This window comes from Microbulbifer aggregans, from assembly GCF_020524005.1.
Classification (GTDB): Bacteria; Pseudomonadota; Gammaproteobacteria; order Pseudomonadales; family Cellvibrionaceae; genus Microbulbifer; species Microbulbifer aggregans_A.
Genome location: NZ_JAIVKK010000001.1, coordinates 400,912 through 426,213, shown reverse-complemented (window position 1 = coordinate 426,213; position 25,302 = coordinate 400,912). Strand labels below are relative to the sequence as shown.

The window sequence follows — 25,302 nt, the reverse complement described above, 5'->3', positions numbered from 1 at the left end:
GGCCTCGAAACAAGAGGCGGTATTGACGGATAACGACATCCACAGCTTCCGCGCCGCCGCCATTGAGATCGAGCAGACGCCGCCTTCACCCCTTGGACGCGGAATCCTGTGGGCGATTGTTGCACTATTTGTAATCGCTCTGTTATGGGCCTGCTTCGGGCGTATCGATATCGTCGCTACCGCTCAGGGCAAGGTGATTCCCAGCGAACGGGTAAAAACCATACAGCCACTGGAAACCGCCGCAGTAGCAGAGATTCATGTAAGTGAAGGGCAGCGGGTAGCAGCGGGTGAACCACTGATAACTTTGGATACCGCCATAACCGAAGCCGATGTACGTCGCTTGAGGCAGGAATGGCGTGATACCGCCACGCAAAGACTCAGACTGGAGGCGCTTGCCGAATGGTTCGCCGGGGGGCGACGCCAAGCTCCGATTCTAGAAGCCAACACTCCGGATTTTGTTCCCCAGCTTCCAAAATATCAGGCGTTGCTGCAGCAAGAAGCTGCAGAGATTACTGCCAACCTGAACGCTATGGAACGGGAGGCCGCCCGTATGAAGGCCGAATACCGGATGACCGAGGCCGAAGTCACCAAGAATCAGCGAGTGCTTGAGGTTCTGAATGAGCGCGTAAGCGCCTACGAAGTGATGCAGCGGAAAAAGCTAGGCCCGCGTATGGAATATCTGGAGATTAAGCAAGAGCAAATTGAAGTAGAGCAGGATATTGGGATACAGCAGGCGCGATTACAGCAATTGGACGCCTCTCTGGCAGCGAACAGTGCGCAACAGGATGCGCTAATCCATCAGCAGTACAAAAGCACCTTGCAGAAGCTACAAGAGTACCAAACACGAGAGGCCTCTCTACTAGAAGAAAAAAACAAAGCAGAGCAGCGCAGCAAGCAGTACCACCTGGTGGCACCGATAGATGGCACCGTACAGCAACTAGCCTTACATACGATTGGCGGTGTGGTCACACCGGCGCAGGAATTGATGTTAATCGTACCCGAGGATAGCGAGATGGAGGTTGAGGCTTATATTCTCAATAAAGATATAGGTTTTGTTCGGGAGGGGCAGTTAGCGGAAGTCAAGATCGATACCTTCAACTTTACCAAGTATGGGGTTGTAGACGCGGAGCTCTTTAATTTGTCTGACGATGCTGTGTTGGATGAAAATCTGGGGCTCATCTATAAGGCCCGGCTGACTTTGAAGCAGGGTGGAGTTGCCGTCGAGGGAAATTTTGTCCGGCTGTCGCCAGGTATGTCGGTGATGGCTGAAGTTAAAACCGGACAACGGCGGATAATTGAATTCTTCCTGTCGCCTTTACTCAGGTATAAGGAAAATAGCCTTAAGGAAAGGTGATTTTTGATAATGAACTTCAAAAATTAAGGTATACATGCTGGATTTCATGTTATGAGGAATCGGAATGTAAATTTCGAACTCCCGACACCATCTACTACAAGAGGTATAGTATTTAATATATAGCTGAAAACTTAAAGTATACGATCCGGATGAATTATTTGATTCTAAATAGGTGGGGACGTCATGAGTAGGTTGTTTTTTAAGTATGCCCGCATGTTAATGCTGTTTAAAGCGCTATTTTTGGTATCTATTCTGAGCAGGGCGGAAGACATTAATACAAACTTAGAGCATTTAAAAAGTACAGGCATTGATGGGTGGAGATATCAAGGTAAGTGTGAGGGGGGCAGTGAAAGATATAAATTCAAATTAGATTATTATACCCCTCCGCCAAGAAAGGACGTTGGCGGTTACGGGATTTTTAGTGTTCAGGTCAATGGGGAGAAATTTTATTACTCTGGATTCGATTTGTATCCATCAAATCGGAGTGAAGATTGTGGAATTATTGCTGATAAAAACACAATAATTATTGACTCCGAAGATTGGTCGAGAGCAAAAAAATATATTGTCACATTCGATATTCCTGGTAATGAGAAGAGAATTTTCCAGTACAATCTCAAAAAAACACTTGCCTTTAAAAAAAATATATCAACCGATGTGTATTTGATAGCGGGTTTTGGCGTGTGTGAAAGTGATTCTATTGAGAATTGGAGGTTTGATCTTTTCTGTAAGGATGTTGACGCAAAATCCGTAAGCTCGGCGTCTGAATCACTGGAGGCGCATTTTGGATATGACTTTCTTCCGTACATACCGGGTGTTGGCATTGGTGCATTTAACTATTTTGTAGTATGTAATCAATGTTCTGAAGTGGATAGTGAGCTGGTTCGAAGATATTTGAAGGATTATTTAAGCGGGGTGATATCTAAAATAGAAACGCTTGACCCAAAGAGCCGCGATTTTCACAGCTCACTTCTGGCGCTGGATAGCGTACCATTTTCCAGCCCTAGTTTGGACGGAGAATTTTCTTCAGAGGTATTCAATGATAACTCTGAAAGGCGTAAGGTTATTGGTGATAAATTTAAAAGTTATTGGTCCATAATTTACGTTACTGATTAATTTTTTAAAAAATATAAAAGGGAATTCCAGTGTCCTCTGATTTAAGTAACTTAACTAGCAATCAACTGAGCCAGGTCGACGATATAGTCGACATAGGGAATGAGCTTGGCCTAGATAATATATTAATTGAAACTGCGATATTAATTGCAAACGCAGAATCGGATTTCAACCCAAATGCGGCAGCAGGAACGACAACAGCTTCCGGACTGTTTCAATATACAGACGCAGGTTGGCAAACGGCTTGGAATCGATATGTTAGAGACAATCCTAATGGGCCGATGGCTGATCAAACTGCAGATGCCATGAGGAACAATGCAGAAGCTCAGACTCGGGCGTTTTATAATGAGCTCCAAATATACAATGACGGATTTCCCACGGTTATCAACCCAGTTTGGCAGGATGAAGTTGATCAATTGGTGTCCGAAGGCTATGACCCGAATACCGACATCCGTCAGTATGCATATTTGAGGCACAACACAGACTTGGTTCAAACCCGTCATATTTACGATACTGCGATGACTCCAGGCGATTACACCGGGGCATCTAACTTAAGAGCTCAATTTACAGATATAACGGATTCCGGCGGTGGTAGTAACCCCACTGATCCTGGTGAATCGGGAGATTCGGATGGCTCGGGTTCTGGTTCGGAATCTGGTTCGGAATCTGGCTCGGGTTCTGGCTCGGGTTCTGGCTCGGGTTCTGGCTCGGGTTCTGGTTCGGAATCTGGCTCGGGTTCTGGCTCGGGTTCTGGCTCGGGTTCTGGCTCGGGTTCTGGCTCGGGTTCTGGCTCGGGTTCTGGCTCGGGTTCTGGCTCGGAATCAGGCTCGGAATCAGGCTCGGAATCAGGCTCAGATAACTATTGGCCCGATAGCTTGATAATTGGCGGCGACTCTGAGGGCTATGGTTATAGCCCAAACAGAGATGGAACAATCAGTGAATTTGGTCCCGAAGAGGGGCAAGAACGCATTTTTGAGAAAGGTACACCTGAGTGGTACGAAGCAAAAAAGAAAATCGAGGATGCTCTTGGACGGGAAATTACCCCTCCTAGTGGAGAGGAGGGCGGTGCAGGTGGTGACGCCGGTAGCAGTGCCAGTTCTGGAAGTAACGGCTCAGGCCGCTCAATTCCGCGCGATCCTCTGGTGCTTGATCTTGATGGCGATGGTGTTGAACTTACCAATTTGGATGGTAGTAGTGCCTATTTCGATTTAAATGGCGATGGATTCGCCACGCGGACCTCCTGGCTAAATAGTGATGACGGCTTCCTTGCTTTGGACCGCAATGCAGATGGCACCATCAATGATATCAACGAGTTATTCGGCAGTCCCCTACGCACCGGTTATGAAGAACTCTCCGAGCTGGATAGCAATGTCGATGGCATAATTGACGCGAATGACGAACGTTTTTCGGAGCTTCTGGTCTGGCAAGATGTCAATGGTGACGGCGTAAGCCAATCTGACGAGCTCCAGTACTTGACCGATTTGGGAATCTCTGAAATCAGCTTGGCATATGTGGAGGTCGATGAGCAGGAGGGTGCGGACGCACAAATTGCACGTCAGGGTACTTTCACCTGGTCCGATGGCTCGCAAGGGGTAGCGGCCGAGACATCCGGTATCGCTGCTGATGTTCTGTTTACATCCGATCCCACATTCACAGAGTTTGTAGGTGAAGTAACTCTGGATCCCGATGTATTGGCAGTCTCTGATATCAAAGGCTATGGCCTGATGCCTAACCTGCATCAAGCTATGAGCCTTGACGGAGATTTGAAAAATTATGCGCTCGACTTGCTCAATGCACCGACCGCTGAATCGCTACTTGCTGGCTTTGAAGACCTGCTCGCCAAGTGGGCGGGCGCTGAAGATATTGCGATTAACGATATTGATCCTGATCACCAACTTAACGTCAATTTGGAATCAGGCCTCGTCGATTTTCGTCTGGCAGGCGAATCCTTCACTTTGGAGCAGTTGGGAATAATCAAGCAATATGCAGGATTGGACGCGTTGCTATTGGGAGATGGACAGTGGCGGGATGAGGGAAAGCTTGTTACCACCGGCGGGTACTATCGCCAGGCCTACAATGAGCTATTCCGCAATCTGTTGGTGAAGTTCTCGGTGGCCAGTGGCCTGCTGGCAGATATCGCCCCCGGACTAACTTACGATCCGGGCACAGATTTGCTCACAACCAATACCGAGATTGGCGCGCAGGTATTTGATGATGCCCTGGCCAGTATCGCTGTTTCTTTGGGGGACGAGGAGGCGATAGCCAAGCAGTGGCTGAAGTTGACCGCGTTAGTAGAAATAGACCCTTCCGCCCGTTCGGATCTCTCAGATGCGATTGGCCGTTTCGTCTCCTCACATGGTGATATCGAATCACTGCTTCCCGCTTTCGAACACCCGGTATTTGAGTATTTGGATATCGACTCCAGCATTGGTTCCTCCGGTGCGGATACTATCTATGGAGGTGAACCCGAGGACGTAATCGTCGGCTTCGATGGTAACGATCGCCTATACGGACGTGCCGGAGACGATGCGCTGTATGGTAATAATGGTAGCGATTACCTCTATGGAGAGGCTGGCAATGACACCCTAGAGGGCGGTGATGGTCGCGACCGGCTGTACGGTGGTGATGGCAATGATACTTTGCGGGGCGGTACGGGCGTGAACGATTATCTGTCGGGTGGAACCGGCAGCGACACCTACCTGTTTGGTGCCGGAGACGGTAACACCACAGTCTATAACTATGACAAAAGTTCAGAGCGTATTGATGTCCTGCGTTTTCTAGACGGTATTGAGTCAAGTGATGTCGTCGCCACCCGTAATAGCGACAACCTTTTGCTGACGATTGGTGCAACTGGTGAAGTAATTACCGTCTCGGGGTACTTCAATGATGACGGTGCAGGAGGGTACGCCCTGAATGCTATCGAATTTGCCGATGGAGCTGTATGGGACGTTGACACTGTTAAACAAAAAGTACTAATTCCCTCAGAAGGCGCTGATGAAATTTGGGGCTACAATGGCACCGATGACAATTTAGAAGGTCTCGGCGGTAGTGATCATTTGCGAGGTCAGGCAGGTAACGACACAGTAGATGGCGGCACCGGTAACGATACAATCTACGGTGGCGCAGGCAGTGATTATCTGATTGGCGATGAAGGCTCGGATTTCCTCCGTGGCGATGCAGGGGATGATGTTCTCAACGGGGGTGTCGGCAACGATTCCCTTAGAGGGGGCGCAGGCAGTGACACTTACGAAATTGCTAGTGGCGATGGCCACGATACTATTTTGGAGGACTCTAACCCGGCGGATCATGATCGATTGCTTCTAGGCGAGAATATTCTTCCAGAAAATACTGTTCTTCTCCGACGTGGTTGGGACCTTCTGCTCGACATTAATGGTGGTGAGCAGTCCATCCGAATATCCAGTTATTTCAGTGAAGATGCGACTGCTGGCCAAGCAGTGGAAACAATCGAATTCATAGATGGCACAGTCTGGAATATCGATACCGTCAAGCAAAAAGTACTTGTCCCTACGGAGGGCTTTGATGAAATTTGGGGTTACGATACTACAGGTGATGATCTAAGTGGTTTTGGTGGTAATGACCTGATACGCGGCCAGGTTGGCGCCGATTCCCTAGACGGTGGTAAGGGCAATGATAGGCTTTACGGCGGTGAGGGTAATGATGAACTAATCGGCGGGGAGGGTGCGGATTCCTTATACGGAGATTCCGGTAATGACATCCTCACCGGAGGTGTAGGCAATGATTACCTTAACGGTGGTGAAGGTAGCGATGTCTACGAAATCGCCGGTGGCGACGGTCATGACACGATAGGGGAGGTCAGCGCCGCAGAAGATAATGACCGCCTACGCCTAGGTGAAACAATTCCGCCAGATAATACTGTTCTGCTCCGCCGTGGCTGGGACCTTCTGCTCGACATTGACAGTGGCAATCAGTCTATTCGTATTTCCAACTACTTCAGGAGCGATGCGACCACCGGTCAGGCGGTCGACACCATCGAATTTGCTGATGGGACTGTTTGGGATATCAATTCCGTCAAAGAGAAGGTACTCATCCCAACTGTGGGCGCCGATGAAATCTGGGGCTATGACGCGACGGATGATGAGCTCGTGGGGTTGGCCGGTAATGACGTCATAAGAGCGCAGGCCGGCAACGATACGATTGATGCCGGTGATGGTACCGATACGGTTTACGGTGGTGATGGTAACGATATCTTGTCTGGAGGCGTTGGCAATGACGCGCTTTACGGTGAACAGGGTAGCGATACTTACATATTCAACCTGGGCGATGGTCTAGACACCATTCTGGATCGGAATCAGAGCGGAACCGATATCAATATCCTGCAGTTCGGTCCGGGTATCACTTCGAATGACCTCTGGGTGCGCCGCAGTGGCGATGACCTGGTGTTGTATCATCAAAACATGCAGGACCGGGTAACCGTACGACAGTACTTTGAAGCGGACGGCTTGGGTGAATACGCACTTAGCCACATCCGCTTCGATGACGGCACCGAACTGGATCTGGCAGCGCTCAAAGACCGAGCCATACAGCCGACGGAAGACGACGATACCATCTACGGCTTTTCCAGCAACGATGTGCTTACTGGCTTGGCGGGTAATGACAACCTGTATGGTCAGGAAGGCGATGATGTCATCCAGGGCCAGGATGGCGATGACCGTCTGTTTGGCGAGGAAGGTGAGGACGAGTTGCAGGGTGGCCTGGGGGAGGATTCTCTCTACGGCGGTGCGGATAGCGATCGCTTGTTCGGCGAGGAAGGAAATGACGTTCTATATGGCGGCGACGGGAATGACAAGCTGATTGGTGGCTTGGGTAATGACCATCTTGAAGGTGGTGCCGGTAACGATGATTATTACTTTACTGCGGGTGACGGCCAGGACTCTATTAACGACAGTCAGGGAAAGATCACCATTTACGTTTCCGAAATTGAACTGGAAGATGTCGTATTTCGTCGCGATGGACGAAACTTGGACATTTTGTTCAAACAAAGCGAGACAGATAAGGTCACTATCCGCAATTACTATCCAGATCTCAATGGTATCGCCGGGCGGATGATTGGCTTTCAGCAAGCCGTGTACGGCCAGTCTTGGGATGTTTCCGCAGCGGAAATTAACAGCAAGATCCTGGAAGCAACAGAGCAGTCTGATGCGATTTACGGTAATGTCAATGACAACAACATAGATGGCTTGGCCGGTAATGATTTCCTGGACGGCGATAAAGGTGATGACGAGTTATTCGGCAATGCCGGCAACGACCAGCTCTTGGGTGGTGAAGGCAATGACTTGTTGATCGGTGGTGCTGGCGATGACGCTCTGACCGGTGGTGAAGGTTCCGATACCTACCAGTTTGGTGCCGGAGACGGTAATGACCTGATCTACAACAGTGATTCAATGGGAACTGACGCGGTCGTGTTTGCTGCGGAAGTATTACCTGCGAGCGTTTCCGTCTCGCGAGAGGCTGACAACCTTCAGCTGGACTACGGTTCTGGTGATCAAGTTCTGGTACACAATTTTTTCCAGAATGAAGGTGCCAGTAGCTATGCGATTGATGAAGTCCGCTTTGCAGACGGCACCATATGGGACCGGGAAACCCTTCTGGATATGGCTCTGATTGGTGCCGAGGGCGATGATAACCTGATCGGCTACAGCACTGACGATGTGCTGGAGGGTAACGGCGGTGCAGATATCCTGAATGCCAATGCAGGCAATGATCACTTATCCGGTGGTGCTGGCGATGATCAGCTGTTTGGCGGAGCCGGTAACGATATTCTCAGTGGTGGCACAGGTAGTGACATTCTTTCCGGCGGAGATGGCGACGATATCTACCGCTTCGCCCGCGGCGATGGCTTGGGCAATCTCTCTGATTCCGGTGGCATGGACCGTGTTGAGTTCGTCGATATCGAATCCAGTGAAGTGCGTGTGCGCCGCGAAGGGGCAAATCTGGTGATCACTTTGCCAGGCTCGACAGACAAGCTCATTTTCTCCAATCAATATGACGGCGAACTGCTGACGGCAGCGGAATCCAGTTTTGAGTCGGTTTCCTTTAGTGATGGCGTCATTTGGGAATTTGCCGAGCTAATGGCCAACGCCATTGCGGGCAGTGGAGAAGATGATGTCATTCAGGGCTTTAGCGCGGACGAAGTGATCGAAGCTCTGAGTGGTGATGATAATGTCCAGGCGGGGGCCGGTAATGATCAGGTTTCTGGTGGCCTGGGCAATGACGAGGTGCACGGGGATCTGGGTAACGACCATCTCCAAGGTGGAGACGGCTCTGATACTTTGCGCGGTGGAAGCGATGACGACGAGCTGTTTGGCGACGCAGGTACCGATACCCTTCACGGAGACAGTGGTGATGACCAGCTGCATGGTGGGCTCGATGACGACGAGCTGTTCGGCGGGAGCGGTATAGATACGCTTTCCGGGGGAACTGGCGATGACCTGCTGCACGGAGGCAGCGACAGCGATACCCTTTACGGCGATGCCGGCAACGACAAGCTCTACGGCGATAGTGGCGAAGACTCGTTACATGGTGGTGACGGGGATGACGAACTTTATGGTTCGGGCGAGCTCTATGGTGATGCTGGAGCAGACTTGTTAGAGGGTACCGGAGTTTTGTCTGGTGGCGCAGACAACGACGAGCTGCGTGGGCTGGGCTCTGCCACATTATTGGGCGGTGCAGGTGATGACACGCTGATTGCAGACATCGACACCTGGTCCGGCAGTGCCAGCACCCTTGCCGGTGGCACCGGTGATGACATTCTTTACGGCTCATTCGGCAATGACATTTACCAATTCAATCTTGGCGATGGCCGCGACACCATAATCGAGCGTCGCGACGGTGAGGCCTACAACAATATTGATCCGTCCTCGGATACCCTGCAGTTCGGCGCCGGTATCAATTCGGAAGAGCTCCAGTTTATTCGAACCGGTGACGACCTACAGATCCAACACAGTAATGGAAGCGATGTAATCACAATCCAGAACTGGTTCCAGGAGCCTACCAATCATTTCAAAGTCAACCGCTTTGAGTTTTCTAACGGCACAATACTGACTGATGCGGATGTGGAAGCCCGCATGGCGACCTTGGGCACGGCCGACGCTGAAATTTTACTGGGATATCGGGATTTGCACGAGGAAATCCATGCAGGGGCTGGTGACGACCAAGTTTGGGGGCGCACCGGTAACGATGAAATCTACGGTGAAGCAGGAGACGATTACCTCGACGGAGAAGAGGGAGATGATCGTCTATTCGGCGGCGACGGAGTAGATAACCTGGTGGGCCGCAGCGGCGATGATTATATCGAGGGCGGGGCAGGTGGTGACAGCCTCCAGGGCGGTGACGGGGCCGATCAGTTGTTCGGCCAAGAGGGCGCCGACAAGTTCTTCGGCGGTGACGGCGATGATTATCTGGATGGCGGTGCTGACGATGACTACTTCGAAGGCGGAGCCGGCAATGACACCTTGTTTGGTGGAAGCGGGAGCGACCAACTGAGCGGCAATGCCGGTGACGATCAGCTGGCTGGCGGCACTGGCGACGACAAGTATGTCTTCGGAGCCGGTGATGGCCACGATGTAATACTAAACGGCGATGGTGGTTCCGACGGTATCTTATTCATCGGAGAGTTGTCTGAAGAGCGCCTGACGTTTACACGCGACGGCGACGATCTGCTCATCCTTATTGATGACGGCAGTAGTGATAGTGTGCGGGTCCGGGACCATTTCCTAGGAGGCGAGTCTGCTATTGACTGGGTGCAGCCTGCCGGCGGATATATGATTCCGACCGAACAAATCAACCAGATGGTTGATGCTGGTGGCAGCGATTACGATGCTGTGATTACCGGTACCGCGAGTGGAGAGCAATTGGTTGGTACTACGGGTAATGATCAGGTGACTGGTCTTGCCGGAGACGATACTCTGTTTGGCATGGCCGGTGATGATGAATTACTTGGCGGCGCCAACAATGACTACCTGGCCGGCGGTAATGGCTCTGGTAGTGGTTCGGGTAATGACATCCTTAAAGGGGAGGAGGGGAACGACACTCTCTCCGGCGAGGATGGTGACGACCTATTAATTGGAGGTGTTGGCGACGACCACTATTACTACATCGCCAACGGGGGTGTCGATACCGTCGACAATACCGGCGGAGGTTTCGATGGTATTTTCTTCCTGAACGGTATTGCCAGAAGCCAGCTCACCTTCCACCAGGACGGCGATGATCTGGTCATCTTGGTAGATTCTGATCTGAATCAGCAAATGCGGGTTAAGGATCATTTCCTTGGCGGTGACAGCGCCATCAGCTATGTGCAACCAGATGATGGTGGCGCTTCTATAATGGCCGCCGATTTCTCAGGTTTGCTGGAAACTTTGCCGGATGGCAACGGTAGCGGCGGCAATGGTGAGCCGATTGACCCTGTTGATCCTGTAGACCCCGACCCAGTTGATCCCGGTGCAGGAGGAGATCCCACGGCGCCGGAAATCGGTGGTAACGATGTGATAACCGGCACCGCAGGTGATGATGTTCTGCTTGGTGGTGAAGGTAATGATACTTTACAGGGCGGTGCTGGGAATGATCTTCTTGTCGGCGGCGTGGGCGACGACCTTTATATCTATACCGGTGGCCAAGACCGAATTGACGGCACTGGTGGCGGCACCGATACACTACGTTTTGCCAACGGCATTACCTTTAGCTCTGTAGCCTCATTTCTCACCAAGTCCGGTGATGATCTGATTCTCAAAGTAAACGGAGGACCGGATCAGGTCACGCTCAGCGGTTTCTTCCTAGGAGGTGAAAACCTTGTTGAAACTATTGAATTTGAGACCGGCGGTTCGCTAACAGCACAGCAAATTTTTGATGCGTTTGGCCTGACGGTGCCAACACCAGCCCCGGGGTTCGACAACACACTGGAAGGCACAACCGGGAATGACGGAGCTTTATCGGGAACCGCTGCTCGCGACTTGATTCGAGGCGGCAATGGTGACGATGTCCTCAATGGCGGTGCCGATGAAGACCGGCTTGAGGGCGGGAATGGGGCAGATATTCTAGCTGGCGATAGCGGAAACGATCTTCTAATCGGCGGTCGCGATAACGATGTCTACATCTTCCGTTCTGGTGACGGTCAAGACACTATTGACAACGTGGGCGGCGGCAGCGATGAACTGCATTTTGATGGTATCGACTTCAATGACGTCGCATCCGGGCTAATGATGAGTGGCAATGACCTCGTGCTGAATATTAGCGGTGGTAGCGACTCCGTTACCATCAAGGACTGGTTCCTGGGTGGCGACCATGTAGTAGACAGCATCACATTTGCCTCCGGCGGTAGCATTTCATCGGATCAGATTTTCGGCGCCTTTGGTTTGTCCAACCCGGATTCCTCGGGCTCTCCAGAATACCAAGGGCTACCCGATGAACGCAGTTATGCCAATCTGGTCGCAGCTGATGCCGCCGCTCAGTCAATTTTTGGCTCATCCGATGCCGACTTCATCGATGGCGGCGCGGGTGATGACCAAATAAACGGTGGGCTTGCGAATGACTATCTTATCGGTGGCGAAGGCAGTGACACCTATTTGATAGGCGTGGGTTCTGGCCAAGACGTCATCAACAATCTCTCTAGTACCGCTGTATCAGATAACGATGTCTTGCAGTTCCTAACCGATATCGACGAAAGCAATCTATGGTTCAGCCGCGATGGTGACAACCTGATCGTCGACATTATCGGGTCTGATGACCAGGTGACGATTCAAGACTGGTATGCTGATAGCGCACAGCAGCTAGATGAAATCCGTACCGGTGATGCGATTCTGCAAGCAAGCATGGTCGAGAATCTGGTGAGCGCGATGGCGGCATTCGGTGCGCCGCCAGCCGGAGAAACTCAATTGCCGCAGGAAGTACGCGACCAGGTAGATCCTGTTATCGCTGCGAACTGGCAAGCTGCGTAATAGGAGCAATGCGGCAAACCCGAGTATATGAAGTGCTCGGGTTTGCCTTAAATAGCTTAGTTTAGGGGGAACGACGATCTAAGGGGCAAACCTCCTATAGACTGTCTTAACTAATTGAATTTAAAGGAAAATATATAAACCCGATCACGCAAAACTGCAAAGGGGATCCGTGCGCTCATTTTCTTCCACTGAGCCATCTAAGCGATTGAATGATTAAGGAATTATATTCAATTCTTGTAGTGGCGAGAGCAGGGTTCAGCATCACTTCACACCGCGTTGCTTCCCACTTTTAGCCCGAACTTTGCTTTCTGTGTGGACATAAACAGTATCGGTTGTGGCCATACTGAAGTGCCCCAAGTCCTCAGATAAGTCCTTTAGGGCGCGGCCGCGCTCAATTTCCATGCTCGCTCCTGTATGTCTGAGCCAATGTGTAGATACTTCTTTTAGCTTATGCGCGCTATCTTCACCCTCGGCCTGACGCATTTCGTCGTAGGCATGATCGAAAACTTGCTGAACCACCCGAATAAGCTGGCGGGATGTCATGCCGCATTGTTCCCGAATTTTCTCTACGATGGGGTGATTCTCTCTTGAAGCCGGTAACGGACTTGGGTCTCTATAAGCGCTCTTAGGCAGCGGCCCCTAGGTACTGCTCTCGCTCTATCAACATCAGCTCGTTGACCAGCACCTCAACGGCTGATGACAGGCCATCAAATCTCCGATCAGACAGGATATCAGCCATATAGGTAATTGCGTTTTTCTCATTGTCGCAGGTCACGGTTATTTCCTTTTAGGACTGACTTTGTTTGGCGACATTCAGTCTAACCGTGGCCTACTCCTAAACCATGTGCAAGCGAATTTACAGAAGGGATGGTGCAATACCGACGATGGAGGCACAGTGATATTCGAATGAGTAGAGTTATCAATGCCTGAATATCTTAGGAATGAGGGAAAAAATGGGGCTATTCGTGTTATGCCAGCAGACACTTCAAAAGAGAAGCATGAATACGCTTGGCGGAGTAACACAGTTGAGATACATGCTTCGAACCCATATGTTCGACGTACAGAATATACGGTGTTTAGGAAGCTAGATGGTCAGGAGCTGGGAAAGAAGATCACGTTTTCCCGGAGGGGCGGGGACTTCCCAACAGGCGGCATGCATGAGTCAAGCTTCAGTTGTAATAATGTATTGGTATTCGACGTCAATATTATTAATAAAATATTTACTATTAAGGAAAAATAGGGATGGAATATTTTGATATATATGATAGCGCAGAAAAAGAACATTGTGATGTCTGGGTGAACATATGAAGCGAGTCGTCTGGGTGTTGGCCGTTTTTATCTCCTGAATTCACATAATAATCGCAACGTTTGAGCCGTAGGACGTAGAGCAAGAAGGAGGGCGCCAGCTACTGGTAGAATCCAAGCTCTGACCCAAGGATTCAAGCAAAATGCAGTACCAACAACTGGCGCCGAGTGAACGATACCATATTCAAGCGCTACGAGAACAAGGCTATTCGATGAGTGAGATCGGCAGACGCCTGGGGCGAAACAAGTCGACAATCAGCCGGGAGCTTTCGAGAAACAGCAGTGAAGAAGACTATTGCGGTGGAAAGGCTCAGACCGCCTCGGTGCATCGTCGTAAGACTGCGAAGAAGGGATGCAAGAGAAGCGTTGAGATTCTTGCGATACTCGAAACCTACATGGCATTTGGATTCTCGCCAGAAGCTATCAGCGGACGGCTGGAAAAGGAGCGAGGCAAGAAAATAATCAGCCATGAAAGCCTCTACCGGTACATCGCTGAAGATAAGCGGAATGGAGGTGCGCTGTTCGAGAGCCTGTGCCGGGCGCCAAGGCCCTATAAACGCCGGTTCGGCAGTAAGGACAGACGCGGCCAAATCAAAGGTAGGGTCCCTATGAGTGAGCGCCCAAAGGAAGCAGATGAGCGTTCAGAGCTTGGGCACCTAGAGGGCGATACCGTGCACGGTCCCGGTGAGTGCCTGGTAACAGTTAACGACAGGCATAGCCGATACTTCTGGATAAAGAAAGTCGCTGACCGGGGTGCAGAAGCAGTGACTGAGGCTCTACGTGAAATACTGGCTGCAGCTGGAAGTAAAACGTTGACCGTGGACAACGGAAAAGAGTTTGCTGCGCATCAAGCCCTTACGGAATCTACGGGCATACAGGTATATTTTGCAAGGCCGTACCGCTCCTGTGATCGCGGCAGTAACGAAAATTTAAACGGCTTGATACGCCGAAAATATCCGAAGGGGACCGACTTCAGCAAAGTCAGCGACGAAGACATTCGACGGCTACAGATGAGCATCAATCTAAAGCCAAAAAAATGACTCGGGTGGAAAACACCTTACGAGGTTCAGTTCGGCCAAACCGTTGCACTTATTAGTTGAATTCAGGGAACGATAATTCATTAGTGAATGATTAAGGGTGGTGTCATGAGGAAATGCGTTTGGCTCGCGGCTTTATTAATACCTGCAGGTATATCTGTATGCTCAGTAGCTGGTGAGTTGAAGGCCTGTGGAGATCACTCTCTGGTGGTCGGTATATATGAGGATCACCAAGTTGATCGAATGTTAGGTTCTCTTTATTTGCACAAACCCTACACAAGAGATGATAGCTATGCACAGTTCGTTTCCAAGATGGTTGCCAATTTAACGGATAATTATGGCTTCGAGTCTTGCCATTTAAAGGGTGGAGAACATCCAGTAGTTGAAATTTCTTTTATTAATCACCCATTTCTTCTGTGGAGATCCAAATCCTCTAGGAATTCAGTTTCTGAGCATGGTGTACGTACTTATAGAAATGCATTTCTACGCGATTTTCGCGATTTATCACAGGATGACCTCCTTGCTCCACCCGAGGTAACACTTTCCGAAAGTATAAATTATCTGTGCCGTATAGACACTCCATGGATGAAAATGGGTGTCTATTTTGATGGAAATATTAAAAACGTTAATGCAGTTATAAACTGGAGTACACGGCAGCATATTTATGATCAGTACCTTCTGTCCAAAAATAGCGTAGATCAAAGGGGCTCCTTCAAACCCATATTTTCCGACACGTATCGTTTTCATTTTAATGATTACCGTGATGCATGGTTTCATTCGAAGGACTTGGAGGAATACCTTGATAAAGTAGAGCACATACCACCAGATTTGGTGTGGCTATTTGCAAGCTCTCCAAACGTCAGTGCTCACGATTCAACATTTCCAGATATCGGCATGGTGGTTGATCACGCTCAGGATGTCTATTCGACATTAATTGGTAATTTGTTTGATGTCTGCTATCGGAGAATAGATTATAGGGAAATTAAAATTAGATCCATCATTGATTCCGGTGATTATGTGGATCTAAGTGGGTATAAGATTGAAAGGCCAATATTAAAAAATTTCCGAAATGAAATAAATTGATGTCGAGTGTTTATGTCCAAGAATAGTCAAAATTCTCAATCATAATAATAGTACATGATTTTTAGGGTTCCATGGGTGGGTGGTTAATTTGGGAAGTAACGGAAGGTGAAATTTGAAGTTGATGAATTGCATTTGTGTTTTTCTCTTATTGATTTGGATTTTTTTCCCGTCGTACTCCGTGTCAAATGAGTTGCGTTCCTGTGAAGGAAGGTCAATCGTTGCAGGTGTATATGAAGATCAGCTACTTGATAAGATGATTGGACGCTTATATTTGGAAAAGGTTTTTTCTAGTAAGCGTCAGGTTGAGCATATAGTTGTAGGAAAAATTCTAGCCATGCTTGAAAGCAAGTACAATTTTTCGACCTGTCATTTGAAGGGCGATACACCCGATGTAACACTTGCTTTTATAGTTCATCCACTAACCGTTATGCGTAGTTTGGATGCCAGGAAAAAAATTTCTAGTTCACAGAAGTGGCGACATGAAATTGATTTGGACAAGCAGTATTCAAAATTATCTATTGATGGTTTTTTAAGTTCGCCACCACCAAACCTTCCAAAAGATATAAACTATTTATGTAAAATGAATACGCCATGGATTGACATGGTTATCTTTATTGATGGTGGCATGAAGAGAGCTCATGTCGTCATAAATTGGAGCGAGAGGCAAATAATCTATGATCAATTTATTTTGCATGGTGGACAAAAGGATAATGAACTTAAGAGAATAGAATTTTATGATGATTTCAGTCGGTATATCGATAAATTTAACTCGATTCTCAGGTTGGAGAAATCTAGAGATAAGCTATTTAAGACTGATAGCGGTATACCATCAGATTTAGTTTGGTTATTTTCTAATTCTCCTAACGCAGGTTGGGCAGATTCCAGCTTTCCAGATATCGATGATCTCATCGATAAGTCTAAAGAAAACTATGCCAAACTGATTATTGAATTTTTTGGTGCCTGTTATGAGTCGAAAAGCCATAAGCTTATAGAAGTTGAGTCAATTCTAGAAGCAGGTGAATATGTAGATCCCTCCTTTTATAAGATAGACCGACCTATCAAAAGTGAATTTTTAAACTAGATGAAGCAAAAAAATGATTTCGGTGAACTGGTCTAATAATCGCAATAAGACATTTTGTGATGGAAATCTTATAACTCGCCTACATTATCTTGATCGAAATTCATGCTTAGTGAGTGCGATAATTTTTCAAAGCCCTTAAAAAAGATGCATATCGAGCAGCTTCTAATGACACTTGAAAATTATACTTATTTATGGGGCATGCTAAATCATGAGTTTTTATAAACCTATTGTTGCTGCCTTATTGGCCACTTGCGCTCTTCTTTTCTTTTGGGTGTGGGCCAATTCCGACTCGGCTGGCGAGAGCAAAAATGCCAATTCCGTTTACAGTTCTATGCTGGGAGAGATTCCAAAAAAGTATATTTCCTACGGACCAGAGCGCTCTGAGCCGGACCCCAATATTTGGAGGTCGAGCATAGAATTCGATTCTAGAGATGTTTCCGGATACTCTGGGGAGTTATTTTCTGTAAAGGTATTTTTTACGTACAACGAAAACAGCTCTATAGAAGGCAGTTGCCTATCGAGAAAGATTAATTTCTTAAGAAACTCTGATAGGTATTTAGAAGAGGAACCTAGAAAATATCATTTTGATAGTTCAAGTGGTAGGGGTTACATAATTCTGATAGCTCGATTCAAAGGGGTGGGAAGGAACAAGCAATACTATGATTTGATTAGTCAGGATGGAAAGGATGTTGCTCTATACAAAAACCTTTATCCAGGAAATTCTGAAAAAATGCTTCCTAGTATTGACGATTTTTTGTCTGTCGCGCCGGCCCAGATCTGTGCGGAATACCAAATTAAATATCTCGCGGGCAACAGATCTTCGATTCAATACTTTTTAATATCAAAAGAATTTTTAGACGGTTTTTATAGGTAAAGCTTTTACATTAGAGGATCACGAGTTGACGGAACTAACATCTACCCAGCTACAAACATTGCAAGGAATACTGGATTCTGAGAATTATCCAGAAGCATATGAATTTCTGGCAGACATCAATGACAGTAAAGGTGGCGATTCTCGTACACCTAATTGGCTAAGGGCGGCGGCTCACATTAATAGGCCTAGAAATGGCGAGTGGTCCTTTTACAAATGTTTGGTGCGCGGAACGAGAGTCTGGGCAGCGAATGACAAAAGAGAAGAAGAAGGGCTCCCTAAAATTGGTGATGCCGAATTTCAGGATGCGTCGGATAGACTAGCGATAGATGTAATTACAACGATAGTGGACGGCGGGGCAATACCGTCAATAGATGACACTATTTCTACAGACGCTGCAGCTGTTGGTTATTTGGGCCTCGATATGGAGAACTGGGTCGGCACTGCTGCGGGTGACTGGTATCAGACGGTGAGGCTACAGATCCGACCTTGACAGCCGGCCCCTCCTGCCTTAAGTGCGCATAATATAGATTATGTTAAATTGGGTGTTGGGTATTCGTCATTCCAAGGTATCTCGGTTATGATGATTTTCCTGATATCGCAGATGTGACCTTTCTTTTGAAAAATGCAGTCGCCCTCCCTAAAGACATCCTATCGCAGTCTCAAGCATAAGTTTCGTAATCAATGTTTTCGGATATACACACTCTTTGACTGTATACAGATCCGGGAAAACAGCCCGCCATAAAAGCTAGATCTAAATCTCACCACATGGAATGTTGGCGATTTAATATGGAAAAGAAACCAATCAATACAAATAAAATTGTTGTCTTTACTGGTGCAGGAATTAGTGCTGAAAGTGGCCTGAAAACTTTTAGAGATAATGACGGATTGTGGGAAAATGTCCCGGTTGAGCTAGTCGCAAGCAAAAGCGGATGGGAGCACGATCCGGAGTTTGTACTCTCATTTTACAATCAGCTTCGAAAGGATTCGTCTCTAGTTGAGCCAAACGCGGCGCACCTGGCGATTGCAGAATTAGAAAGATATTTTGACGTTGTTGTTATTACGCAGAATATCGACAACCTACACGAGCGTGCGGGTTCTACGCATGTTATTCATCTCCACGGTGAGCTAAATAAAGCTCGTGGTGTAGACGATGTCAGTCGTATTTATGATATAGGTGAAAAACCCATTGACTTGGGCGACCAATGTGAATCAGGAAGTCAATTACGTCCGCACGTCGTCTGGTTTAGCGAGACGCCCTTCCACATTGATAGCGCAAAAAAACACCTAGGTGAAGCGGCCTATGTATTAGTTGTTGGAACCTCATTAACAGTCCAGCCCGCCGCTTCGTTATTAAAAAAAGCGCGCTATCATGCAAAGAAAATTATCGTCACTATGGATATTGAGCGTGTACCCTTTGGTTTCACTCTATTGAGAGGCCGGGCGACAAATCTTGTTCCGGGCGTTTGCCAAGAATGGTGCGAAAAATGTAACAGCAGTTCTTAAACAGGATGTTTAGGATGCAGAAAAATATGGCAAATGATAAACATTTGGATCAGTTGATATTTTCATTTGAAGAGCAGCGCCTGCAAGTTCCTTACTTTGAAGGAATGAGAGTTTTAGCTGCTGCATCGTGTACAACTGACCCAAAAAATATTTTTATATTGACAGATCGCTCTGAGTTAATATGCCTTGACCTGTATACGGGTGATTTGAGCCTTGTCAAAGAATTGAATGGGGATGAATTCCCCGTCAACTCAGAATTTCAACTATATTGCAGTCAGGACGGTCGATTTCTCGCGGTAACTTGTCGACGACAGCAATCACATGAACACTCGGCAATTTGCAGGGGTGTTGTTGTTAGGATTGGCGATAGCAAAGAAATACTTTCGTTATCTGCGGGCGAATATCATACCGAGTTAACCCCCCTGCCCGTCTGTTTTATTGCACATAACTCAAAGACACACTTGGTTCACGCGACTGACTGGAACCGCCTGGATATTACAGATCTCGAAACAGGAGAGATTATTACCGGGCGAGATTTAACTGAAAGTCCACGCGAGAACGAGGATAACGATTATGTATTTAAGGAGTGGTCGGGTGTTTTAAAAGCCTCTCCAAGTCAAACTCGCCTTGCAACTATTGGCTGGGTTTGGCACCCAATTGGTGTTGCATTGAGTTACGACCTCAAATCTTGGCTTAATGGCGACCTTTGGGAAACTGACTCAAGCCCCAATATGCGTAGTTATGCTATTTGGGACTACTTTTGGGACTCCCCTTTTTGCTGGATAAATGATCAAAAAATTTGTATTTGGGGAGTGGATGATGGTCAGTTTGGCGACGCTCCCACGAATACTGCTGCAGTTTTCGATGTAGAATCTGAAGAGCTATTGCTGTCCATCTCAGGCCCCACCAGTGATATTTTCTTTTTCGATAAATATTTGTTTTCAGGTTTATATCACGAAGAGAAGGAGCCGGCAGGAATAACAATTTGGAGCATTGACGATGGATCCTTGCTGTACAAAAAGGAAGGTGTGTTTTGTGATCTTTACGTTCCAGAGGAGAAAGCACTTATTGCATTCGGATGCCAGGGGTTAATCACGATTAACAGATGGCGCAGCCACCCTTAGAAGTAGACTCTAGCGTACCCCCGATATTACCCCTTTAGATATTTCAGTTAACGGATTAAATATGTCTGATATGGCGCACTCAGAGATTGCTGACAGTTTTCAACAGCTGCTTGTAAAGCTCGATAACGTATTTCAACAAGAGCTCACTAGAAACATAGACTTAATTTATGAGAAATATATAGAAAGCGGGCTGTACGGAATAATACTAGATAGCAGTGGAAACGAGATTGCATTGCGATTTCAGACAAGAGCTAAGTTGGATCAAATTTCGAATGAAATGTCGGGGAAGTGTGGTGCTAACTCAGATCAACTTAAAAATTTTATGCTTTGGAGACTTGAATCATTTGGAACAGATAGCGAGATTTCTTTCAGTCAAACAACGGCGATAGCCAAATGTATTTATGAGCGCCAAGAAAGCCTCTTCGACGATGCCCTTGAAAAAGATGGAAAAGAATTCCACTCAATATATGCATTAAGTAATGATTTGGATTTGAAGATAAAGGAAGTATATGTAAAAAATCTTTCCGATCAACATCAAGTGCTGTATCCAAGGTTAGAAAATAACCCCATCAAGCCTATTGGCATCTCATACTGTTCCGGTAATGGCGATAAAAATCGTATTTTGGAGTGCATGGCAGAAATATCTGGGGATTCGCTATCGCAGATATCTATCGAGCTTGGCGACGGTAGTGTATTTTCAAGTTTAGATTGCAAAACCCAGGAAAATATCAACACCCTTTTAGGGGCTCTTGCTAGTTCTGTCAAACAAGAGGCCAGTTCTGCGTTCAAGAAAATATTAACGGAATACGGTGGTGAAAGTATTTATTCCTTATATTTATATCACAATGGTGACTGCACATCTTATCTGTTTCCCGGGTTTAATTCTGAAAATGGACTGAATCACGTAGCGAAATTATACAGCAGGCACTCTCAGATCAGCTTCGATGAGAATCGGATGCTGTTGCGCTGGAGCCCGTGCGACTCTCCTTACCACGGTGACCATGAAAGTGACTTAAAAAAAACAGAGCAAATCTTGTCAGAGCTATCAAAGGCCGCGGACGAGGCTAGCGACCACGCGCTTAAATACTTAAATATTGAACCTTATTCAGACTGTGCGTACGAACTGAGCCGAGAAATCTCTAAAAAAATCCATGATATGCTCGTAGAGCAGCTAAGAGAAATTAGCCGACTGCCTGACATAGCAGAGTATATCCAAAAGACCGATTGCGTGGTTTGGATAACGGCTGGCGATACCAGTGACGACCCAGTTGAAGATATCGCTAGAATTCATGATGAATCTGTTGCATGCAAAGTTAAGCAAGAGATGGTAGAAGGTGAGCGTTTATCTGAAATTGATTATGAGCTGCAAACTCAAAACGCAATGAAAGAGGCAGGAAATCCATCGGTACCCTCTTTCGACATTTCAGACTTTGACCCTGTTGTAGATGAATTCAATCCAGAATTTGTAGAACATAATGGCGGAATCTACTTAAAAGGTGTTGATGAAAACGCTTTTCTCGATGCTAGTTCTCGATCTGAAGCAAGTCACAACATTTTTGACTTGATGCGACTGCTTAAAAAATCACCTTTTTACGATGAAATTGAAAAACTTTATGGACATTTTATCGGTGCAGAATTTAAAAAAGATGATTTTCTACCTGAAATAGGTCGTAAGTTTTCATTTAAGCTTAGGCAGCTATTGTCGGAAGTTTATCCAGATAGGAGCTTTACGATCTACATGGAGGTTAGTCGTGGCTCTCAATCGCGTATCCAATTCTTTCAGAATCGGCAAGATGGCTACACTCCGGCATTTAAAAGTAACTTAGTAAAAGAAGGGGTAAGGGAATCTTGGCTCATTGGAAGCAAGCCTCCAAGTGTAAGATTTCCTGTTGGGTTCTTTGTTGACGATGGAAAAGCCGTCGCTCAAGTCTTTGGAATGGTTGCAAATACGATCCGTACCAACAGGTCTCTTTCAGAGCATTCAGTGGTTTGTGAGGGTATTGATTATGATCAGGCAAGCCATATTGCTCGGGAGGCACTGTTGGAGCACCTTAACAGTAGCTTCCACGAGTCACACCTCGAATTTGATTGTGTTCACTACCCCGAGGTTGCCGTAGGTGGCCATGAACAAGGCCTTGTTGTATTCGATATGAGTGAATTCCACGGGCATGTTCAATATTGGCGAATGATTGAGGTTACCCCGAATTACTTAACGAAAAATCTAGTTTCTCAATGAAGAGATATACCCAGAACGAATTGCTGATAAGTGTTTCTTGAATAATGCTATTCACGTCAACCGAAAAGCGTTTAGCGCCAGACTGAAAAATTGTCGCTGATTTCTTGCTGTTAGGCCTATTACACCTTTGGATTTCTCCATTGCTTCAGTAGCATGCGCGCCTCTTTTAAGGGGGATCAACAATGACTATCGGGCAGAAAATTTATCAGGCGATTGAACGTCTATCCATTGCGCCAAAACACTGTAATGAGTTCAGAGTTTCTTTGCGTGACTCACTGGTTAACGAAGGCGCTGAGTCGCAGTTGGCGGATCATCTGGCTGCTGTGGCTCAGGATACGTTGAAGGCGCAAGGCAGTAACAACTACCACTTAAGCATGGTTGAGCTGATCGCGGTGCATCCTGAGTTCGAAAAACTCCTGTTACAGGATGTCGCTGCGACTTCCGCAATGCACAAATACATGTCGTTTTTTCTCGACTTGGTGGATATCCAGTCGGCAAATCCTCAAGGACAAGCGCTTTAAGCGCATTTAACCTACGCCATACATACATTCGTATTCGTGAAACTTAAGTTTCCCTTAAGTTTCACCGAGTAGCCTCCTGGTTCCACTTTTCGTTGAGGCGCCCCAATAGAAGCAGTTTTAACCACTGCTAGCGCCGGGGCTCTTCACGCCTTTGCATCGGGCCAGGCAATGTTTCAGCTATCTGCACGCTTCTTCATTCTCACGATAACCAACCTAACCCTGTGGCGCCTTGGCCTGGGGATCTGGTTTTTCGAGCGTGTTGGTGATGTGTCGTCGCTCGGGCAGCTATTGTTGGGCGGTCTACGGATTGATTTAAGTCTGCTGGCGATAATCGTGGCGGTACCTTTGTTGGTCGCCCCATGGATCGGTCACTCAAGACGTGTGCAAACGGTCGTTACCTGGTGGTATCGGTTCTGGTGGCTGCTGATCATATTCATGGAGCTGGTAACCCCGGAATTTATCGCGGAGTACGATACGCGGCCAAACCGACTGTTTTTTGAGTATCTGGTGAGCCCGCAGGAGGTGGGCTCCATGCTTTTGGAGGGCTACATTGGAGCCATTTTCACCGTGCTGCTGCTGACAGTGTTTGCTTGGTTCATCGGCCGCCGCCTTATCAGGCCTGTGGATACGCGAGAGGCCGTTATTTCTCATGCTGGCACACGACTGGCAATCACCCTCGCCTGCTTTTTACTTTGTTTCTTCGCGGCCCGTGGCACCTTGCAACACCGACCTATCAACCCAGCGCTGGTCGCCTTTAGCGATGACAATCTGGTCAACGTGCTGGCTTTGAATTCGCTGTATAGCACCGCCTATGCATTGTATTCACTGCGTCATGAGAGTGATGCTGGTAAGCACTATGGAAAGCTCGCAGAAAGTGAAGTGATCCGGTTGGTGCGGACAGCAGCGGGGCTTGATGCCAGTCCCGAGGATCTGACACACCCGAGCGTTCACCGGCAGCAACCAGTTCAAAAGCCTGTGTCACCAATGAACCTGGTAATTATCGTGGAGGAGTCTCTTGGGGCGCGATATGTGGGCGCGCTTGAAGGGGAAAATCTTACTCCAAACCTTGATGCTCTGGCGGACGAAGGATGGTGGTTCGAGCAACTGTATGCAACGGGTACCCGTTCAGTACGGGGGCTTGAAGCACTCGTGACCGGCTTTTTCCCGACACCGGCCCGTGCGGTACTGAAGCTCCCCCGCGCACAGCGTCACTTTTTCACGCTCGCGGACCTTCTTGGGCAGAACGGATATCACAGCCGGTTCGTGTACGGTGGTGAATCCCATTTCGATAATATGAAAACGTTCTTCCTTGGCAATGGTTTCCGGGAAATTCACGACTTGCCGGCGTTCCAGGATCCGAGATACGTAGGCTCCTGGGGAGCGAGCGATGAAGATATGTTCAACGAGCTGGATCGCCTGCTCTCCGCTGATGACCAGCCAACCTTTACCCTCGCCTTCAGCGTCAGTAACCACAGCCCTTGGGAGTTTCCTGAAGGACGTATAGCGGTGCAGGGCGAAGCGCAATCCCGTGAAAACGCCGTCCGCTATGCGGATTGGGCGCTTGGGCAGTTTTTTGCCGAAGCCCGGCGCTCCCAGTACTGGGACAATACATTGTTCCTAGTAGTGGCTGATCATGACTCGCGCGTATCCGGGGCTGATGTCATCCCCATTGAGCACTTTCATATCCCGGCGCTGATCATTGGCCCCGGTATTGTGCCTAAGCGGGATGAGCGTCTCGCCAGCCAGGTCGACCTGCCCCCTACTCTGCTTTCTTTACTCGGGATTGACGGTAGCCATCCGATGCTGGGTCAGGATCTCACCAGGCAGAACCCGAATCGTGCGCTGATGCAATATGGCGATCGATTCGGCTTCCGCACGGGTAACCAGCTGGTGGTGTTGCGCCCGGATCAACCGGCCAGTCAGTTTGAGATCCAGGACGGCACTCTGGCATCACAGCCTGTTTCGCCGACAGCGATGAAAAGTGCCCTCGCCCATGCTCTGTGGCCAAGTCTCGCCTATCGGAAAGGGTGGTATACAGCGAGCACGAGGGGAGAGGCTGGACTTGGTAATGGTGTCTCGTTTGCCGGCCATTGAGAATCACGG

General features: G+C 48.0%; 16 protein-coding genes. 13 read left to right on the top strand and 3 right to left on the bottom strand.

Features of this window, described 5'->3' with window-relative positions; translation table 11 throughout:
* Nucleotides 1-22 precede the first annotated feature (22 nt).
* On the top strand, nt 23-1,354 hold the full coding sequence (locus LC093_RS01890) for an HlyD family type I secretion periplasmic adaptor subunit (RefSeq protein WP_226661419.1): 1,332 nt from the start codon (nt 23-25) through the stop codon (nt 1,352-1,354).
* A gap of 183 nt (nt 1,355-1,537) precedes the next feature.
* Nucleotides 1,538-2,467, top strand: coding sequence for a hypothetical protein (locus LC093_RS01885; protein WP_226661417.1), 930 nt, complete (start codon nt 1,538-1,540; stop codon nt 2,465-2,467).
* A 561-nt stretch (nt 2,468-3,028) separates the two neighbouring features.
* Here LC093_RS01885 and LC093_RS01880 read toward each other — a convergent pair.
* On the bottom strand, nt 3,029-3,397 hold the full coding sequence (locus LC093_RS01880; protein WP_226661416.1) for a hypothetical protein: 369 nt from the start codon (nt 3,395-3,397) through the stop codon (nt 3,029-3,031).
* Between the two features lie 209 nt (nt 3,398-3,606).
* Between LC093_RS01880 and LC093_RS01875 the strand changes: the two genes are divergently transcribed.
* Entirely contained in the window at nt 3,607-12,435 is an 8,829-nt protein-coding gene (locus LC093_RS01875) for a calcium-binding protein (protein ID WP_226661415.1), read from the top strand.
* Nucleotides 12,436-12,696: 261 nt separating this feature from the next.
* Here LC093_RS01875 and LC093_RS01870 read toward each other — a convergent pair whose 3' ends face one another.
* A complete protein-coding gene (locus tag LC093_RS01870) occupies nt 12,697-12,978 on the bottom strand; it encodes a tyrosine-type recombinase/integrase (protein ID WP_226661413.1) in 282 nt (93 codons plus the stop codon).
* 82 nt (nt 12,979-13,060) lie between these two features.
* On the bottom strand, nt 13,061-13,210 hold the full coding sequence (locus LC093_RS01865) for a hypothetical protein (RefSeq protein ID WP_226661411.1): 150 nt from the start codon (nt 13,208-13,210) through the stop codon (nt 13,061-13,063).
* A gap of 673 nt (nt 13,211-13,883) precedes the next feature.
* Here LC093_RS01865 and LC093_RS01860 point away from each other — a divergent pair.
* The 10 genes from LC093_RS01860 to LC093_RS01815 all read left to right on the top strand — a co-directional run bounded on the left by LC093_RS01860 (nt 13,884) and on the right by LC093_RS01815 (nt 25,293).
* Complete coding sequence (locus LC093_RS01860; RefSeq protein WP_226661409.1) at nt 13,884-14,780, top strand: IS30 family transposase; 897 nt, start codon at nt 13,884-13,886, stop codon at nt 14,778-14,780.
* Nucleotides 14,781-14,885: 105 nt separating this feature from the next.
* Nucleotides 14,886-15,860 (top strand): hypothetical protein, encoded by a 975-nt coding sequence (locus LC093_RS01855; RefSeq protein ID WP_226661407.1) that lies wholly within the window; start codon nt 14,886-14,888, stop codon nt 15,858-15,860.
* Nucleotides 15,861-16,038: 178 nt separating this feature from the next.
* Nucleotides 16,039-16,941, top strand: a complete 903-nt coding sequence (locus LC093_RS01850) for a hypothetical protein (RefSeq protein WP_226661406.1) — start codon at nt 16,039-16,041, stop codon at nt 16,939-16,941.
* Between the two features lie 208 nt (nt 16,942-17,149).
* Nucleotides 17,150-17,815: a hypothetical protein gene (locus LC093_RS01845; RefSeq protein ID WP_226661404.1), complete on the top strand. Its 666-nt coding sequence runs from the start codon at nt 17,150-17,152 to the stop codon at nt 17,813-17,815.
* Nucleotides 17,816-17,840: 25 nt separating this feature from the next.
* Nucleotides 17,841-18,305: a hypothetical protein gene (locus LC093_RS01840; protein WP_226661402.1), complete on the top strand. Its 465-nt coding sequence runs from the start codon at nt 17,841-17,843 to the stop codon at nt 18,303-18,305.
* A gap of 296 nt (nt 18,306-18,601) precedes the next feature.
* The gene (locus LC093_RS01835; RefSeq protein ID WP_226661397.1) at nt 18,602-19,318 is read left to right on the top strand and encodes a Sir2 family NAD-dependent protein deacetylase; all 717 of its coding nucleotides are present in this window, start codon (nt 18,602-18,604) and stop codon (nt 19,316-19,318) included.
* 14 nt (nt 19,319-19,332) lie between these two features.
* Nucleotides 19,333-20,442, top strand: coding sequence for a hypothetical protein (locus LC093_RS01830; protein WP_226661395.1), 1,110 nt, complete (start codon nt 19,333-19,335; stop codon nt 20,440-20,442).
* Nucleotides 20,443-20,503: 61 nt separating this feature from the next.
* The gene (locus LC093_RS01825) at nt 20,504-22,678 is read left to right on the top strand and encodes a DUF4303 domain-containing protein (protein ID WP_226661393.1); all 2,175 of its coding nucleotides are present in this window, start codon (nt 20,504-20,506) and stop codon (nt 22,676-22,678) included.
* Nucleotides 22,679-22,860: 182 nt separating this feature from the next.
* Entirely contained in the window at nt 22,861-23,199 is a 339-nt protein-coding gene (locus LC093_RS01820) for a hypothetical protein (RefSeq protein ID WP_226661391.1), read from the top strand.
* A 168-nt stretch (nt 23,200-23,367) separates the two neighbouring features.
* The gene (locus LC093_RS01815; RefSeq protein WP_226661390.1) at nt 23,368-25,293 is read left to right on the top strand and encodes an LTA synthase family protein; all 1,926 of its coding nucleotides are present in this window, start codon (nt 23,368-23,370) and stop codon (nt 25,291-25,293) included.
* Nucleotides 25,294-25,302 lie beyond the last annotated feature (9 nt).

Coding starts and splice junctions, on each gene's coding strand:
- LC093_RS01885 (WP_226661417.1), top strand. CDS start 1,538: ATGAGTAGGTTGTTTTTTAAGTATGCCCGCATGTTAATGCTGTTTAAA.
- LC093_RS01870 (WP_226661413.1), bottom strand. CDS start 12,978: ATGACATCCCGCCAGCTTATTCGGGTGGTTCAGCAAGTTTTCGATCAT.
- LC093_RS01860 (WP_226661409.1), top strand. CDS start 13,884: ATGCAGTACCAACAACTGGCGCCGAGTGAACGATACCATATTCAAGCG.
- LC093_RS01855 (WP_226661407.1), top strand. CDS start 14,886: ATGAGGAAATGCGTTTGGCTCGCGGCTTTATTAATACCTGCAGGTATA.
- LC093_RS01845 (WP_226661404.1), top strand. CDS start 17,150: ATGAGTTTTTATAAACCTATTGTTGCTGCCTTATTGGCCACTTGCGCT.
- LC093_RS01835 (WP_226661397.1), top strand. CDS start 18,602: ATGGAAAAGAAACCAATCAATACAAATAAAATTGTTGTCTTTACTGGT.
- LC093_RS01830 (WP_226661395.1), top strand. CDS start 19,333: ATGCAGAAAAATATGGCAAATGATAAACATTTGGATCAGTTGATATTT.
- LC093_RS01825 (WP_226661393.1), top strand. CDS start 20,504: ATGTCTGATATGGCGCACTCAGAGATTGCTGACAGTTTTCAACAGCTG.
- LC093_RS01820 (WP_226661391.1), top strand. CDS start 22,861: ATGACTATCGGGCAGAAAATTTATCAGGCGATTGAACGTCTATCCATT.
- LC093_RS01815 (WP_226661390.1), top strand. CDS start 23,368: ATGTTTCAGCTATCTGCACGCTTCTTCATTCTCACGATAACCAACCTA.